At 33.2% G+C, this 13,128-nt stretch carries 19 protein-coding genes; 8 read left to right on the forward strand and 11 right to left on the reverse strand.

Annotated elements, in window-relative coordinates; genetic code table 11:
- The first annotated feature begins 296 nt into the window (after nucleotides 1-296).
- The 3 genes from NKOR_RS02910 to NKOR_RS02920 all read left to right on the forward strand — a co-directional run bounded on the left by NKOR_RS02910 (nucleotide 297) and on the right by NKOR_RS02920 (nucleotide 2,186).
- Nucleotides 297-464, forward strand: coding sequence for a hypothetical protein (locus tag NKOR_RS02910; protein ID WP_232203052.1), 168 nt, complete (start codon nucleotides 297-299; stop codon nucleotides 462-464).
- A 106-nt stretch (nucleotides 465-570) separates the two neighbouring features.
- Nucleotides 571-1,641: a coiled-coil domain-containing protein gene (locus NKOR_RS02915; protein WP_232212258.1), complete on the forward strand. Its 1,071-nt coding sequence runs from the start codon at nucleotides 571-573 to the stop codon at nucleotides 1,639-1,641.
- Nucleotides 1,642-1,790: 149 nt separating this feature from the next.
- Nucleotides 1,791-2,186, forward strand: a complete 396-nt coding sequence (locus NKOR_RS02920) for a CBS domain-containing protein (protein WP_014962870.1) — start codon at nucleotides 1,791-1,793, stop codon at nucleotides 2,184-2,186.
- Here NKOR_RS02920 and NKOR_RS02925 read toward each other — a convergent pair whose 3' ends face one another.
- Nucleotides 2,187-2,612: a hypothetical protein gene (locus NKOR_RS02925; RefSeq protein WP_014962871.1), complete on the reverse strand. Its 426-nt coding sequence runs from the start codon at nucleotides 2,610-2,612 to the stop codon at nucleotides 2,187-2,189.
- A gap of 50 nt (nucleotides 2,613-2,662) precedes the next feature.
- Between NKOR_RS02925 and NKOR_RS02930 the strand changes: the two genes are divergently transcribed.
- Entirely contained in the window at nucleotides 2,663-3,214 is a 552-nt protein-coding gene (locus NKOR_RS02930) for a DNA-3-methyladenine glycosylase I (RefSeq protein WP_014962872.1), read from the forward strand.
- A 30-nt stretch (nucleotides 3,215-3,244) separates the two neighbouring features.
- Here NKOR_RS02930 and NKOR_RS02935 read toward each other — a convergent pair whose 3' ends face one another.
- A complete protein-coding gene (locus tag NKOR_RS02935; protein WP_232212259.1) occupies nucleotides 3,245-3,505 on the reverse strand; it encodes a hypothetical protein in 261 nt (86 codons plus the stop codon).
- 63 nt (nucleotides 3,506-3,568) lie between these two features.
- On the opposite strand from NKOR_RS02935, the gene NKOR_RS02940 reads away from it, so the two are divergent.
- From NKOR_RS02940 to NKOR_RS02950, 3 genes are read left to right on the forward strand one after another with little or no spacing between them, the layout of a single operon-like run.
- The gene (locus NKOR_RS02940; protein WP_014962874.1) at nucleotides 3,569-4,834 is read left to right on the forward strand and encodes an NRAMP family divalent metal transporter; all 1,266 of its coding nucleotides are present in this window, start codon (nucleotides 3,569-3,571) and stop codon (nucleotides 4,832-4,834) included.
- Between the two features lie 39 nt (nucleotides 4,835-4,873).
- On the forward strand, nucleotides 4,874-5,389 hold the full coding sequence (locus NKOR_RS02945) for a ferritin (RefSeq protein ID WP_014962875.1): 516 nt from the start codon (nucleotides 4,874-4,876) through the stop codon (nucleotides 5,387-5,389).
- A 44-nt stretch (nucleotides 5,390-5,433) separates the two neighbouring features.
- Nucleotides 5,434-5,766: a hypothetical protein gene (locus tag NKOR_RS02950; protein WP_014962876.1), complete on the forward strand. Its 333-nt coding sequence runs from the start codon at nucleotides 5,434-5,436 to the stop codon at nucleotides 5,764-5,766.
- A 290-nt stretch (nucleotides 5,767-6,056) separates the two neighbouring features.
- Here the strand turns inward: NKOR_RS02950 and NKOR_RS09920 are convergent, their stop codons facing one another.
- From NKOR_RS09920 to NKOR_RS09925, 3 genes are read right to left on the reverse strand one after another with little or no spacing between them, the layout of a single operon-like run.
- Entirely contained in the window at nucleotides 6,057-6,230 is a 174-nt protein-coding gene (locus NKOR_RS09920) for a hypothetical protein (RefSeq protein ID WP_014962877.1), read from the reverse strand.
- A 31-nt stretch (nucleotides 6,231-6,261) separates the two neighbouring features.
- Nucleotides 6,262-6,564 (reverse strand): hypothetical protein, encoded by a 303-nt coding sequence (locus tag NKOR_RS02955; RefSeq protein WP_014962878.1) that lies wholly within the window; start codon nucleotides 6,562-6,564, stop codon nucleotides 6,262-6,264.
- A gap of 26 nt (nucleotides 6,565-6,590) precedes the next feature.
- Nucleotides 6,591-6,734 (reverse strand): hypothetical protein, encoded by a 144-nt coding sequence (locus tag NKOR_RS09925; RefSeq protein ID WP_014962879.1) that lies wholly within the window; start codon nucleotides 6,732-6,734, stop codon nucleotides 6,591-6,593.
- A 223-nt stretch (nucleotides 6,735-6,957) separates the two neighbouring features.
- Here NKOR_RS09925 and NKOR_RS02960 point away from each other — a divergent pair, with 223 nt between their 5' ends.
- Complete coding sequence (locus NKOR_RS02960; protein WP_014962880.1) at nucleotides 6,958-7,404, forward strand: pyridoxamine 5'-phosphate oxidase family protein; 447 nt, start codon at nucleotides 6,958-6,960, stop codon at nucleotides 7,402-7,404.
- Here NKOR_RS02960 and NKOR_RS02965 read toward each other — a convergent pair.
- The 6 genes from NKOR_RS02965 to NKOR_RS02990 are packed head-to-tail and all read right to left on the reverse strand — an operon-like array spanning nucleotide 7,399 to nucleotide 13,099.
- Nucleotides 7,399-8,157, reverse strand: coding sequence for a hypothetical protein (locus tag NKOR_RS02965; protein WP_014962881.1), 759 nt, complete (start codon nucleotides 8,155-8,157; stop codon nucleotides 7,399-7,401). The genes NKOR_RS02960 and NKOR_RS02965 overlap by 6 nt on opposite strands.
- Nucleotides 8,158-8,196: 39 nt before the next feature.
- Nucleotides 8,197-8,397, reverse strand: coding sequence for a hypothetical protein (locus tag NKOR_RS02970; protein WP_014962882.1), 201 nt, complete (start codon nucleotides 8,395-8,397; stop codon nucleotides 8,197-8,199).
- 3 nt (nucleotides 8,398-8,400) lie between these two features.
- Entirely contained in the window at nucleotides 8,401-9,990 is a 1,590-nt protein-coding gene (gene lysS / locus NKOR_RS02975) for a lysine--tRNA ligase (RefSeq protein ID WP_014962883.1), read from the reverse strand.
- Between the two features lie 9 nt (nucleotides 9,991-9,999).
- Nucleotides 10,000-11,583 carry an elongator complex protein 3 gene (locus NKOR_RS02980; RefSeq protein ID WP_014962884.1) on the reverse strand — a complete coding sequence of 528 codons (1,584 nt, stop codon included), beginning with the start codon at nucleotides 11,581-11,583 and terminating at the stop codon, nucleotides 10,000-10,002.
- 31 nt (nucleotides 11,584-11,614) lie between these two features.
- Nucleotides 11,615-11,803: a hypothetical protein gene (locus tag NKOR_RS02985; RefSeq protein ID WP_014962885.1), complete on the reverse strand. Its 189-nt coding sequence runs from the start codon at nucleotides 11,801-11,803 to the stop codon at nucleotides 11,615-11,617.
- Between the two features lie 45 nt (nucleotides 11,804-11,848).
- Nucleotides 11,849-13,099, reverse strand: a complete 1,251-nt coding sequence (locus NKOR_RS02990) for a cation:proton antiporter (RefSeq protein ID WP_014962886.1) — start codon at nucleotides 13,097-13,099, stop codon at nucleotides 11,849-11,851.
- Between the last annotated feature and the right edge of the window lie 29 nt (nucleotides 13,100-13,128).

The following is a 13,128-nucleotide window of genomic DNA, read 5'->3' on the forward strand; positions in this document are numbered from 1 at the left end:
CTCTGTCACAAAATTTTTGAGGACGGATGAAATGGTCGGTTATTTGGGAGATATTAATCTGAAAATAGTTCATCATCTTGCATAGTAAAAAAAAAGAATGTAGTATTTACAATATTGAAAATAAGAACAGACAATATTTTACACCTGATACTCTGGAGAATGCAACTACTTTGGGATTTGACATTTGCAAATGGTGTAATTAAAAAACAAAGTATCTGATGATTTTTTCCACATTTGGGATTTTCTCCCAAGTTTTTTATCATATGTGTGAATTTTCCCAAAAATGTGGGGGAAACATGTTGCCAGTTTGTATGATTTGTGGTAAAAATTTTGATGGGAATAAAGAACGATTTTGCTCCCAATCATGTGCTGAAACACATATCAAAGATCTTGAAAAAAGATTACATGATGCAATAAAAAATGATCCAAGTCACACCAAAAAAATGTCCGATTCTTCAGAATAATTCTGATGCTTGAATTTTCTATATTTCATGAATCTGGAATAAATACTTTGAAATCCTTCGTAATTGCTATATATTATAACTGTAAAATCTTGTCATGAGATTTTCTTTGAATATTTTTGTTATTTCGATACTTGTTTTGGGATTGGTTTCCAGCCCCCTTTCATTTGCTCAGACCAATAGTACTGATGGCGAAAATATTACTATTGAGTTAGAAGAATCAATCTCAATAACTACTGAAGAATCTGAAACAGATACTGATGTAACCAGTACAAACTCTACAACTGATGTTGTAACATCTAACTTGGGTCAAGCAGTTTCAAAATTTGTTCATGAGTCAAGAGAATTATTCAAGCAACAAAAAGAAGAGACCAAAGAAGTAATTGCACAATGCAGAGAAGATATGAGAAATGCTGAACCCTCTGAAAGAAAATCAGTTAGAGATGAATGCAGATCTAATTTGGAAGAAATTAGAGCCACTTACAAAGAACTTCGAGAAACATACCAAGAAGCTTTCAAAGAATTTAGAGAAAGTATGAAGGTATTCATAAAAGAATCAAAGGGATTATTAGTTAATTCTGCACAACGAAATGCTGCCATATCTGATATTGAATCATTACCTGACACTGCTGAAGAAAGGGAACAACTAAGAGAATTAAAACAGAAGATGTCTGAACAACTACGAGAAGAGAAAAAACAACTTCATGAACAAGAAAAAAGAGAACGTGACGAATTAAGAGAAAAAGACAAAGAAGAAAGAGAATTGCTCAAAGAACAACGAGAACAAGAACGTGATGAATTAAGAACCTCTTTAGCAGGTTCGGATGACGCAGAAGATGCTGCAAAAGAAATTCGAGAGGCATCTCAAGCCATCATGAGAGCAGAGAATAAGATTAACGAAGCTCAGGCAGACGGAAAGGATGTTTCTGTTTCACTAGAAAAACTATCTGATGCAAAAGAACTTTTGGCATTGGCACAAGATCATTTTGCTTCTGATGATTTTGCTGAAGCTGAAGAATTAGCTGAAGATGCCAAAGATTTGGCTTCAGAATCCAGAATGAAATTCCTTGGAAAATCTGCCGAAGATCTAGATGATGAAGACGATGACGAAGATGATGAAGACGATGACGAAGATGATGAAGACGATGACGAAGACGATGACGAAGATGATGAATCATGATGATTGATTTTTGTCTTCTGTAAACTTATTCTAAGTTCAAAATTTTTACCCTCTCTTGTATTTTTTATATGCAGTACTGTAATTGAAATTTTTTAAAAAACAATTTTCCGGTATGAATATCTTAAATATTATGATATTCTACGACAACAATGAATCAAGAAAATTTCAATAATTCAATCAAGGTACAAGATATCATGACTCGTACTTTGATTACTGTTAATCCTGACACTACTGCAATACAAGTAGCAAAAATGATGGAACAAGGAAGAATTGGTGCTGTTATTGTAAAAGATGGTGATGATCTTGTGGGTATTGTTACTGATAGAGATTATGCCACAAAGGTTGCTGCAAATAACCTCTCATTAGACACTGCTGTAGGGAAAATAATGTCTTCCCCACTGATTACAATAAATCATGATGAGCCAATCACTGCAGCTGCCGAAATGATGGCCAGCAAAAAAATAAGAAAACTCGCCGTATCTAATAATGGCAAAATTACTGGAATTATTACCTCCACTGATTTGGTAAAACAACTGGCAAAGTAACTAGTATGTTTTTGTCTTTCTAAGAAACAAAGTAACTGATGCCATGTAACAGCAAGTGGCAATTATTTCTGAAATCAGTGATGCTGCAAAAGGCTCTATTCCAATTTCTAGAAAATAATAGAAAGTTGGCCATCTTATTACAAGATAGACTATCTCTCCAACCCCAAAAGAAGAAATCAGAGTAAATAATTCTCTCCTGATCATCTCTTTTCTCATTGATTTAAAACGGTCTTTATTGTCCAAATAAAACAGTCCTGAAAAGATTACAAAATAAACAACATACCCAAAAATGATTGTGAATGTTGTATTGAGATAATTATCATAATCTGATAACATTTGCGCAAATGCTGCAGAAAATAATGCTGAAACTACAAAACAAATCAGAAAATTCCTGTTAATTCTTAGTAGTTGTTGATTTGACTTCATATTTTTTTTAAAATCTGATAACTAATATTTTGTTGGAGTCTAGAGTACTTATGAAGAGGTGTGGGTGGGCAACTAAAGAGCCAAACATCACTTATCATGATAAAGAATGGGGTAGGCCTCAACACAATGATCGAAAACTATTTGAGTTTCTGATATTGGAAGGTGCACAAGCTGGACTCTCATGGGAAACTATCCTCAAACGTAGAGATGGCTACAAAAAGGCATTTTCTAATTTTGATGTTCTTAAAGTTTCAAAATATTCTCAAAAAAATGTATCAAAATTACTTAAAGATGAATCCATAATTCGAAACAAACTCAAAATTAACTCTGCAATAAACAATGCAAAACAGTTTCTCAAGATTCAAGAAGAGTTTGGCTCTTTTGACCGATATCTTTGGGATTTTGTAGATTACAAGCCTATCAAAAATAAATTCAAAAACTTGTCTGAACTTCCTGCATCTACTGAAATCTCTGAAAAACTAAGCAAAGATCTCAAAAAACATGGATTTAGTTTTGTAGGTCCTACAATATGCTATGCTTTGATGCAGGCAATAGGCATGGTAAATGATCATACGCAAGACTGTTTTTTGTATCAAAAATAATGATTTTTGGTATGTCTAAAATTGGCTAATTTACATTGATTTCATTTTTTTAATTGCGTCTGAATAATAATTCAAAGGAACTATCTTGATTGTACTTACTGATGAGATTCCTACTTCTATACAGAGTCTTTCAATATCGTGTGAGTTATCTGCATCTACTACAATTATCCATTCATGTTCTAACACGGACATGTAAAATCCAATCAGTTTGGATATTTTGAATTCCTCCATTTTTGCTTCAATTTTTTCTTGAATTTGAACAAACATCTCTTTGCTGGTTTGATTGTTCAATGGACATGATTCCGGACTATGAACGGCAAAGACTCCAAATAACATTGTCTTTTTTAGTATTGTGTGTCACTGAATTTAAATCATTTCACAAAAACCGCTGGGCCTGGAATTTTATTTGCTTGTACTGCAATTGGTGTGTCTCACCTTGTCCAATCAACTAGGGCTGGTGCAGATTACGGTTTGATGATTTTGGGTTTTGTTATTGTAGTTACTTTGCTGAAATACCCTTTCTTTGAATATGGTTCTCGATATGCAAATTCAACTCAAACTAGTATTGTTGATGGATACAAGAAACTTGGAACTCCTGCACTGTGGTTGTATTTTCTAATTACGGTTGCTTCTATGTTTTTTGTTACCGGTGCAGTAGGGTTTGTCACTGCCGGTTTTTTTGAGAATTTATTTGGACTTGACTTTCTAGGGGAATGGACAATAATTATTTTGTTTGTTGTATGTGTTGTAATACTTGCAATTGGGAAATACCGTATTCTTGATAGCTTGATTAAGATTATTGCAATAGTTTTACTCGTATCTACTGTCTCGGCATTTTTACTCACCTTGTATAATGGTCCTGTAGATCCTATAGCAGGATTTGAGCCAAAAGATCTTTGGGATGTGTCTGGAATTTTTTTCTTGCTGGCCCTGATGGGATGGATGCCGACTGCAGTTGATCTTTCTAGCTGGAATAGTTTGTGGACCTTGGAGAGAATAAAACAGACAAATTATAAACCAAAACTAAATGAAACACTCTTTGAATTCAGATTGGCATATCTGATTACGGGCATTCTTGCAATAATGTTTGTCGTACTAGGTGCATTCATTTTTTATGGTTCAGATGATGAATTGCCAAACAATAACGCTCTATTTGCAAATGAAATTGTCTCGTTGTATACTCAAACAATAGGGGATTGGAGTTATGTCATTATTGCGGCATCTGCATTTACTGTAATGTTTGGAACAATAATTGCTGTATTTGATGGCTACTCTCGCTCTTTACAACGAACCATAGAATTAATTTTTACAAAAAAAGAAGAAAAAATACGTTCAAAATTTCGAACTTTGTACGTTGTATTCTTACTTGTAATTTCTACCGGTTCTCTTATTGTAATATTTCAATTTGAAAATAATCTCAAAGAACTAGTTGATTTTGCCACTGTACTCTCATTTGTGATTGCGCCTATAATTGCAGTATTTAATTTCCGGCTAGTTACTGGTAAATTTCTGGACAAATCTTCTCAGCCATCTGCATTGCTGAAGATTCTCAGCTTTGCAGGAATAATTTTCCTAAGTGGCTTTGCAATAGTGTTCTTGATAATGAATTTTTACTCATGATCCTTTAAATTTAGTAAGAAACAATGGTTACTGAAAACAATGAAAATTTCTCCTAAAATGAAGAAAGCACTAAATGATCAGATTGCTCTGGAATCTGTAGCATCTAATAGCTATCTGGCAATGGCTTCTTGGTGTGAGGTTACTGGGTATCAAGGTGGTGCAACATTCTTCTATGCTCAATCAGATGAAGAAAAAACTCACATGCTAAAAATAATCCATTACTTAAATGACATTGGAGCAATCGCAACCATTCCTGCAGTTAAGGAACCAAAAAGTTCATACAAATCACTTGAAGAAGTAGTCAAAACTGCACTGAAAAATGAACAAGCTGTTACAAAAGCAATTCACAATATAGTTGAACTTGCACATAAAGAAAAAGATCACTGTACCTATGCCTTTTTGGAATGGTTTGTAAACGAACAAGTTCAAGAAGAGACAAAATTTGAAACAATCTTGCAAAAGTTTGATCTTCTTGGTAGAGATAAACTAGGAATTAATGAAGTTGACAAATTTTTAGCTTCTGAATCTGGTGATTCGTCTTCACCTGCAGCCTAAATTTTTTCTAAAATAATTAATACTGCATTATTTGCTATTCCTTCATGACAGTAACTGTTACTAGAAAACCTGGAGGAATAACACAATTATTCAATACTGATACAGGTCGCGTAACTTACAAGTGCAAAGCAGATTCTGCATACATGTTAATTGAGGCATTTGGTGGAATTGTAAAGTTTAATCAAAAAAATGCAATGGCTACAGTTACTGGACATGTAACATCTTTGGAATCTTGTGATGTTCTAAAGAATGGACATCCAGAATACAAGGATGCATTAACTGCAATAATTACAGCACACAAAGAATTTGCAAAAAGTGTTTCAGATTCTTATCAAAAAGAAATTACAGAACTTGAAAACAAATTATCTGGTATCTAGAATTTGCATTTTTCACATTTACAACCTTTAACCAAACACTTTCCATTTCCATCCATGTGGATTGAATTATCATGGTAGCATCCAATCTTATCATTACCACATTTCATTTTAGTTCTCCATTCTAGAATTACTTTTTTGGTTCATCATGCTCTTTGCCAATATGGGTGGCAAGATTAATTACACTGTTGCCGAAATCTTTCCCACAAAATTTGCATTGGAAATTATATTCATTTGGCAAGACTAATCCTTGAAAATAATATTATTAAAAAATTTCCTGATTTTTGGTTGATTTATCCATAAATCATACAATGTTCGCATTCACAAACATCTTGTTTCTTTGCTTTTTTCAAACAATTTCTATGTTGTCCTGCTTGACATTGTACACAAATCTCATCAATATTATCAACATTGGTATACTTCTTTGATTGATCAAATCCAAAACCTCCGTCTCGTGGACCTACCATGATTTTGAATATGTGATGTAGTATTTCTAGTTCACTGTTTTATGGCAGATTTTATTGTATTGTACATTTCATTTTTGTGTTCTTCAATAATTCCTCTTATCTCAAATGAATCGACATATCCTCCCGCTGATGCTCTGGTTGCTTTAAGTAAATAATGTAATGCACCTTCTTCAATTTTTCCAACATAATATCCATACAGAAAGTCTATTTCATTTTCACACTTCCAAATTTTTTTAATATTTGGAAATGTTTGTTTTATTTCTGTATCTATTTCTAAAATTCTATTTTTTATGTATTGGTCAAGTGATTTTCTTATTGTAGAATTTTGAAGCAATTGTACATTGTTTAGAATACTTGTTTTTAGTCCTTTTTCTTATCTTTTGCATCATCTGGGTTGTCCCACATGTGCATGGTTCCTCTGATCATAAATGAGCCTACAATAATAGCTACCAATCCTCCAACAATGAATACAAAAAATCTCCCCACATCTTTTATGCTTGCCAATGATGGTTAATTGCTTTCATTCTAATTATAATTGTCTGAGCGATTTGATTAGATTCAATAATGAGATTGAATAATTTGTTTCATATGTCTAGGATTAAACAAATTGCCATTTGGATTGGAATTATCGGTGGGGGAATAGGATTCTTCTTCTTTTCTATAGAAGCTGCTGAATTTATGCGATAATTATCAAAAATTAATTACGTTGTAATAATTTCTAGAATTATTGCCTGGAATTACTGAGGAAATTAAGAATTTTTTAGATTTACAAAAGTTAGGTTATGTTGCAACAGTTTCTTCTGATGGCACACCAAATCTTTCGCCCAAAGGCACCATAATCGGATGGTCCAAACATCAATTGGCATTTGCAGATATTAGGTCCCCTGATACTGTGAAAAATTTGAAAACCAATCCGAATGTGGAAATAAATGTAATTGATCCGTTATTACGAAAAGGGTTTTTGTTTAAGGGTGTGGCCAAAATTATAAAAGATGTTCCTCCTTACGATGATATTTTAAAATATTATCGCAATAATGGTATCAAGAGTCCAATTGACTCAATCATACTCGTTGATGTTGTTAATGTCTCAGAGGTCACATCTCCTTTATATGATCTAGGAATAGGTGAAGAAGAAATTAAATCAAAATGGAAAAAACATTTTGATAATTTATGATTCTTGTTTTTCTGATTTGAGCTTCTCTAACTCTTTTTTTGTTTCTTCGTGTTCTTCTCTTTCTTTTTCTAAAAGTGACTGAATTGCCTCTAATTCCTTTTGTGTCATGCTAAGTTTTGATTTTAATGAGCCTACAACAGCACTTGCTGCTTCGATTATTCCTGCTGAACTTTTGTTATTACCTTGAATGAATTCTTTTTCTTTTGGCGTAAGGATACTGGTATCTTGAAATTGATCTTTTTTATCAAGTTCTTCTTTTGCATTGTACAACCGTGAATTTGCTTCGTCTAGTTCTTTTTCTGCATCGATTTGCTGTTTTCTAATTTGCAATAATGTTGATTGTTCTGTTGCAATTTTCACTTTAGTTTCTTCATATTCTTTTGTAATTTTTTCTAACTCTTGTTTTATCTTTGATAGATTCTCTTGTGTTTTTCCAAACTCTTTAAATGATTTTGAATCTTTAATTTCCTCTGATTTTTTTATCTTTTCCTTAATTTCTTTGTGTTCACGAATAACTATGTCTAATTCCATTTTTTTCTGATTGAGTTCTTTTTTTACTAACATCAAACTACTTACTGATGTTTCGTATTCCTCTTTGACTGATTCTACTTTTTTTTGAATATTGTCTAATTCTTCTTGTTTTGTTCTAAATTCTTTTTGTAGATTTTCTACCTCTGCCTCTAATTCTTCTTTTAGAACATACTCGTCACTGTTTTCTGATACCGTATCCTCTTTTTTACTAAAAAATTTCATTTCATATCTCCACGTTTTCTCTAAAAGATGAATCTTTCTTTATTGTTGTTTTGTTCTATGTCTCAAAAATTTGAGGTAAAATCCCAGTCCGCCAATTGCTAGACCTGCTATCCATGTTACTATGCTCAAACTTTTTGGAACTATTGCTTCTTGTGGGCCTATAATTAACAATAATGCACCTAAAATGATCAAAGCAAATCCTCCACTGTTTTTTGATTTGTTGTGCTCAGAATGAACCATTTTCTATGTGTACTCTGATAGTTTCTTTGCTACTTGCTTTCTTCCTATATCTGAAATGAAAGGTCCAATTTTGGGTCCTCTGGATGTTCCTAGGATAATCTGATACAATATTTTAAAGAAATCTTTTGGTTGGACATCATTTGCTTTTGCAATTTGATAAATTGTATTTTGAATATCTTCAGGTTCTTCATCTGCTCCAAGTGTATCTGCTAGAATTTTTAATGCTTTTTTTGCAGTTTCATCTAAATCAATTTGAGTTTTTTCTTGCTCATCAAATTCATCTGAATAGTTTCCTGCAAGTTCAATGAGTTTCTCGATTTCTGGTTCAGGATTTTTTATTACTCCATAATCAAGTAATTTTTTCATCACTCTTTCATTTCTGTTTTCTTTGAATATTTTTGCTAATTCAATTAACAGTCTGTAATTTACATGTGTACTTGCTTGTTTTGGTGGATTTAGAAGATTAACATATTCGTAAAGTCCTTTTGATTTTACAAGTTTTGCTTTGTTGTCTATTTTGACTCTTCCAAAGTTTATGTCTTCTAGTTCATTGTATTCATTCATTAATGATGGTATGTCTTCTAATCCTAATTCTCGAGCTCCTGTAATTCTCTTGTAAAGTAATAACAAAATTGATTTTGGGCTTCCAAATTCTAACCATCTTTGTGCAGTCAATACGTTTCCTAATGATTTTGAAATCTTTTTTCCTCCTTTGTCTAGGAACATTTCATATTTCACGTGATGAGGATGTGGGAAATCTAAAATTTCATCAGCTACCCAATCATTTACTTTAACCGAATCCATGATGTCTTTTCCATATGCTTCAAATCTAATATCAAATGCTGCCCATCTTGCAGCAAATTCCACTTTCCATGCTAATTTCCCAAGGTCTTTTGCAATGTCTGCTTCTCCTTCGTGGCCACAGCCTTTGATCATTTTTGAGCCTATTTCTGCGTCATGACATCTGTACTTGACTTTTTTTTCATCTATGATGTATTCTGTTGCTTCTGCAGTATAGAGGCGATTACAGTTTGCACATACTGGAAAATATGGCAAGTATTTTTGATATTTTTCTTGTCCTACTAGTTCTGAAATTTTTTCACCAATTTTTGTGCTGTTTTGTAAAATGGTGTGGATGTTGTCTTTTAGTACTCCTTGTTTGTATGTGTCAATTGCTCTTCTAAATTCATATTTTATCCCGACTTTCTCTAGTCCGTCTAAAAGGATACTGCTCATATGCATGCCGTACGAATCATGACATCCGTATGGATCTGGAATAAGTGATACTGGTTTTGCTAAATGTTCTTCTAAACCGAATTCCTGCATTCCTTCTGGAATTTTTCGTAACCCGTCAAGATCATCTGAATAAGCAATCAACTCTGATTTATAACCTAAATTCTCTAATGCTAATTTGACTCCATATGCTCTAACTGCATCTCCTAAACTTCCAATGTGTGGAATTCCTGATGCCCCTAATCCACTTTCTACTTTGAGAAGATCCAAATTCCTTCCAAGTGATTTTTCACGTTCAAGTAATTCTGAAGCTAGTTTGTCAATCCAAGTTCCCTTTCCAATAATTTCTTGCTCTGACATATCTTCTCACTAGTTCAATGTTTTGGACATGTATGGCCCATATAACGAATACCCTAATTTTTGATAATACTCTCTTGTGCCAACTGCGCTAATTACAAGTAATTTCTTTACATCAAATTCTTCTTTTGAAATTTTTTCTGCTTCTTTCATTAGGTTTTTTCCTAGACCTGAGTGCTGTATCTCACTTTTTTCTTTTTCACCAATCTTTAGTGATTTGCCATATACATGAAGTTCTCTGACAATACAAGAGTCTGTCCCAACTTCGTCTCTGTGTGCTTCTTTACTTGGTTTTCTTAATCTCAAAAATCCATAAATTGATTCATTTTTGTCTTCATAAGATAAGAATACTTCTTTGCCACCTGAAGAGTCATAATCAATTCTGTTTAATTTGATGTCTTTTGGTTCTGATTTTTTGTTTAATCCTGCCTCTCTACACCTGATACATTTGCATTTTATTCCCTGTTTTGCTAAATTTTGATGTACAATCTGTCTTAGATTACCTGATTTTGGTCCTGCAATAATCTCATTGGGAGAAATTTCTCTTTGAACCCTCATGATTCTGATCCATTTTGGAACATTTTTCTTAACTTCTGTTAGAACGTTGATCATATCTTCGTCTGAATATGGCACATATTTTCCATCTTTGTATTCTTTGTACATCGGAGTGTTTTCAATGACTAGTGATGGGTAAATTTTTAGCATGTCTGGACGTAACTGCGGGTCTGAAAACAATTTCTTAAAATCTTCAATATCTTCTTTTGGGGTAACTGTTGGTAATCCTGGCATCATATGTGCAACAATTTTGTACCCTGCATCTTTTGAAATTTGAAATGATTCTGTTACGTCGTTATAATTATGTCCTCTGTTAACTATGTCGTAAACTCTTTCTTGTAGGGATTGAACTCCGATCTCTATTCTTGTTATCCCATAATTTAACATCCAGTCAACATGTTCTTTCTTACAAAAATCTGGTTTTGTTTCAATTGTAAATCCCACATTTCTTATTGATGCGTGTTCGTTGTTTGATTTTGCTTCTTGCAAATTTTTTGAATCTATTCCATTTAATGCATCATAACATGATTTGATAAAATTTTCTTGATAGTCTTTTGGCATGAAAAGAAATGTTCCTCCAACAATTACGATTTCCATTTTTGATGGGTCATGACCAAACGCAATTAATTTATCAATTTTTGTTGTGATTTGTAATTTCGGGTCATATTCGTTTTCTATTGCGTTTAGTGTAGATGGTTCATTTCCTGTATAGCTGTTTGGAGAATTAAATTCCATTCCTCCAGGACAATATGTGCATCTTCCATGTGGACATGCATATGGTTTTGGCATTAATGCTACTACTGCAACACCCGATGCAGTTTTTGCAGGTTTTTTAAGTAAAATTTTTCTGAGTTTGTTAAATTCTGATTCTTTTGCCATTGAAAGTATCTCGTGATTTCGTGGGATTCTTTCTAGTGAATATTTGGCACATATTTTCTTGATTTCTTCTTTGACTTGTTTTTTATTGGGATCGTCAATTATTAGCAAATTTTGAGTGATTTCGCTGCATGCCTTAGAAAATATTGAATCTAACTTACTCATGGATACTCACATTAAATTGGACATAAATTCGTTAAATAATTTGGCAAATTTTGAGGCTATCGTCGTCTAGTGTTTCTTTTTGTTTTTGATATTTTCTCTTCATGGATTTTTTTGTGATTCTTTTTTTGATGTTTTTTAATTCATTTAGTTCTTCTTGAATTCTTTTGATCTCTGCAATCATATCTTCTTTGAATGATTGACTGTTTGCATCTACTGACATGTGTTGACTACCAAAAATTTTTGTAGGATTTAAGACTTGCTAGAATTATTCAGGTTTTTGTTCTATTCCTTGTTCTGATTCACTGTTTCCACTTTTTTGCTCTTTCCTGTATTCCATCTTCAACCATATTGGTGTAATTATTGTAGTTACTGCAACCATAATTACAATTGTAGAGTATACCTCTGATGTCAAAACTCCTGCAGTTACCCCTACTCCTGCAACAATCAATCCTACCTCTCCTCTTGAAATCATTCCAATTCCTACTCGCATTCCTTGAGCTTTACTTTTCAAGAATAACATTGCTGGTAATCCACATCCGAACAACTTTGTTACTATTGCAACTGCTATGATCACACCACTCAACATCAAAATATTCAAATCCACTGCACGAAGATCTACTTGGGCTCCTATTATTGCAAAGAATAATGGTGCAAAAATCAATCCTATCTTTCCAATATAATTTTCTACTTTTTCAAACACCTTTGTTGTAGATAATGCCATGCCTACTGCAAATGCTCCTACAATTGGTGATAACCCAATAGAGCCTGCAAGTGCTGCTGCTCCAAAGAATGATGCTGTTGCAATTCCTTCCACACTTCCCTTCGCTTTCCATAATCTTGGGGTGATGATTTTTGGTATTATAACAACTGCTACTATGAGCATAATTGCAAAGAACCCTAACACTTGCAAAATTGTTATTGTTACTTCTGTAATGTCTATGCTCTCAATTCCAGCATCTGAGCCTGTAATTGATATTACAACTGATAATACTGCAATTGCTAAAATATCATCTACTACTGCCGCTCCGATGATCAACCTAGCTTCTGGAGCTTTTAGTTTTCCGAATTCACTAAGCACTTGAATGGAAATTGCAATACTTGTAGCTGTAAGTGCCGTCGCAATTAACATTGATTCTAATGCCTCAAACCCAAACATTTGAAAAATTACAAGTCCTGCAAAAAATGGAACTACCACACCTAACGTTCCTACTGTAAATGATGCTTTACCTCCTTTGAGAAACTCTTTAGGTGTCATTTCCAATCCTGCCATAAATAAAATTACAATTGCTCCCATTTCGCCTAGAATTTTTATCTCATCGTTGATGTGTAACAATTGTCTTCCGTCTAGGATAAAAAATTGGCCTAAAGCAAATGGGCCTACGATCATACCTGCTAATAATTCGCCTAACACAATTGGAAGTTTTAGTCTCAAAAAAAGTTCTGCCATTAATTTGGCTGCAAAAAGCAGTATTCCAACTCCTATGATTGTTTCAATAAAATGTGCTTCAGCTGCCATCTTCCCTAATATTTCTGAAGAAATGTGTA

Origin of the sequence: Candidatus Nitrosopumilus koreensis AR1 (assembly GCF_000299365.1) — an archaeon.
Classification (GTDB): Archaea; Thermoproteota; Nitrososphaeria; order Nitrososphaerales; family Nitrosopumilaceae; genus Nitrosopumilus; species Nitrosopumilus koreensis.

What these genes read in the sequence shown, in the direction of transcription:
- NKOR_RS02910 (WP_232203052.1), top strand. Translation starts at nt 297, where the DNA reads ATGTTGCCAGTTTGTATGATTTGTGGTAAAAATTTTGATGGGAATAAA.
- NKOR_RS02920 (WP_014962870.1), top strand. Translation starts at nt 1,791, where the DNA reads ATGAATCAAGAAAATTTCAATAATTCAATCAAGGTACAAGATATCATG.
- NKOR_RS02925 (WP_014962871.1), bottom strand. Translation starts at nt 2,612, where the DNA reads ATGAAGTCAAATCAACAACTACTAAGAATTAACAGGAATTTTCTGATT.
- NKOR_RS02930 (WP_014962872.1), top strand. Translation starts at nt 2,663, where the DNA reads ATGAAGAGGTGTGGGTGGGCAACTAAAGAGCCAAACATCACTTATCAT.
- NKOR_RS02945 (WP_014962875.1), top strand. Translation starts at nt 4,874, where the DNA reads ATGAAAATTTCTCCTAAAATGAAGAAAGCACTAAATGATCAGATTGCT.
- NKOR_RS02950 (WP_014962876.1), top strand. Translation starts at nt 5,434, where the DNA reads ATGACAGTAACTGTTACTAGAAAACCTGGAGGAATAACACAATTATTC.
- NKOR_RS09920 (WP_014962877.1), bottom strand. Translation starts at nt 6,230, where the DNA reads ATGGTAGGTCCACGAGACGGAGGTTTTGGATTTGATCAATCAAAGAAG.
- NKOR_RS02965 (WP_014962881.1), bottom strand. Translation starts at nt 8,157, where the DNA reads ATGAAATTTTTTAGTAAAAAAGAGGATACGGTATCAGAAAACAGTGAC.
- NKOR_RS02970 (WP_014962882.1), bottom strand. Translation starts at nt 8,397, where the DNA reads ATGGTTCATTCTGAGCACAACAAATCAAAAAACAGTGGAGGATTTGCT.
- lysS (WP_014962883.1), bottom strand. Translation starts at nt 9,990, where the DNA reads ATGTCAGAGCAAGAAATTATTGGAAAGGGAACTTGGATTGACAAACTA.
- NKOR_RS02980 (WP_014962884.1), bottom strand. Translation starts at nt 11,583, where the DNA reads ATGAGTAAGTTAGATTCAATATTTTCTAAGGCATGCAGCGAAATCACT.
- NKOR_RS02985 (WP_014962885.1), bottom strand. Translation starts at nt 11,803, where the DNA reads ATGTCAGTAGATGCAAACAGTCAATCATTCAAAGAAGATATGATTGCA.
- NKOR_RS02990 (WP_014962886.1), bottom strand. Translation starts at nt 13,099, where the DNA reads ATGGCAGCTGAAGCACATTTTATTGAAACAATCATAGGAGTTGGAATA.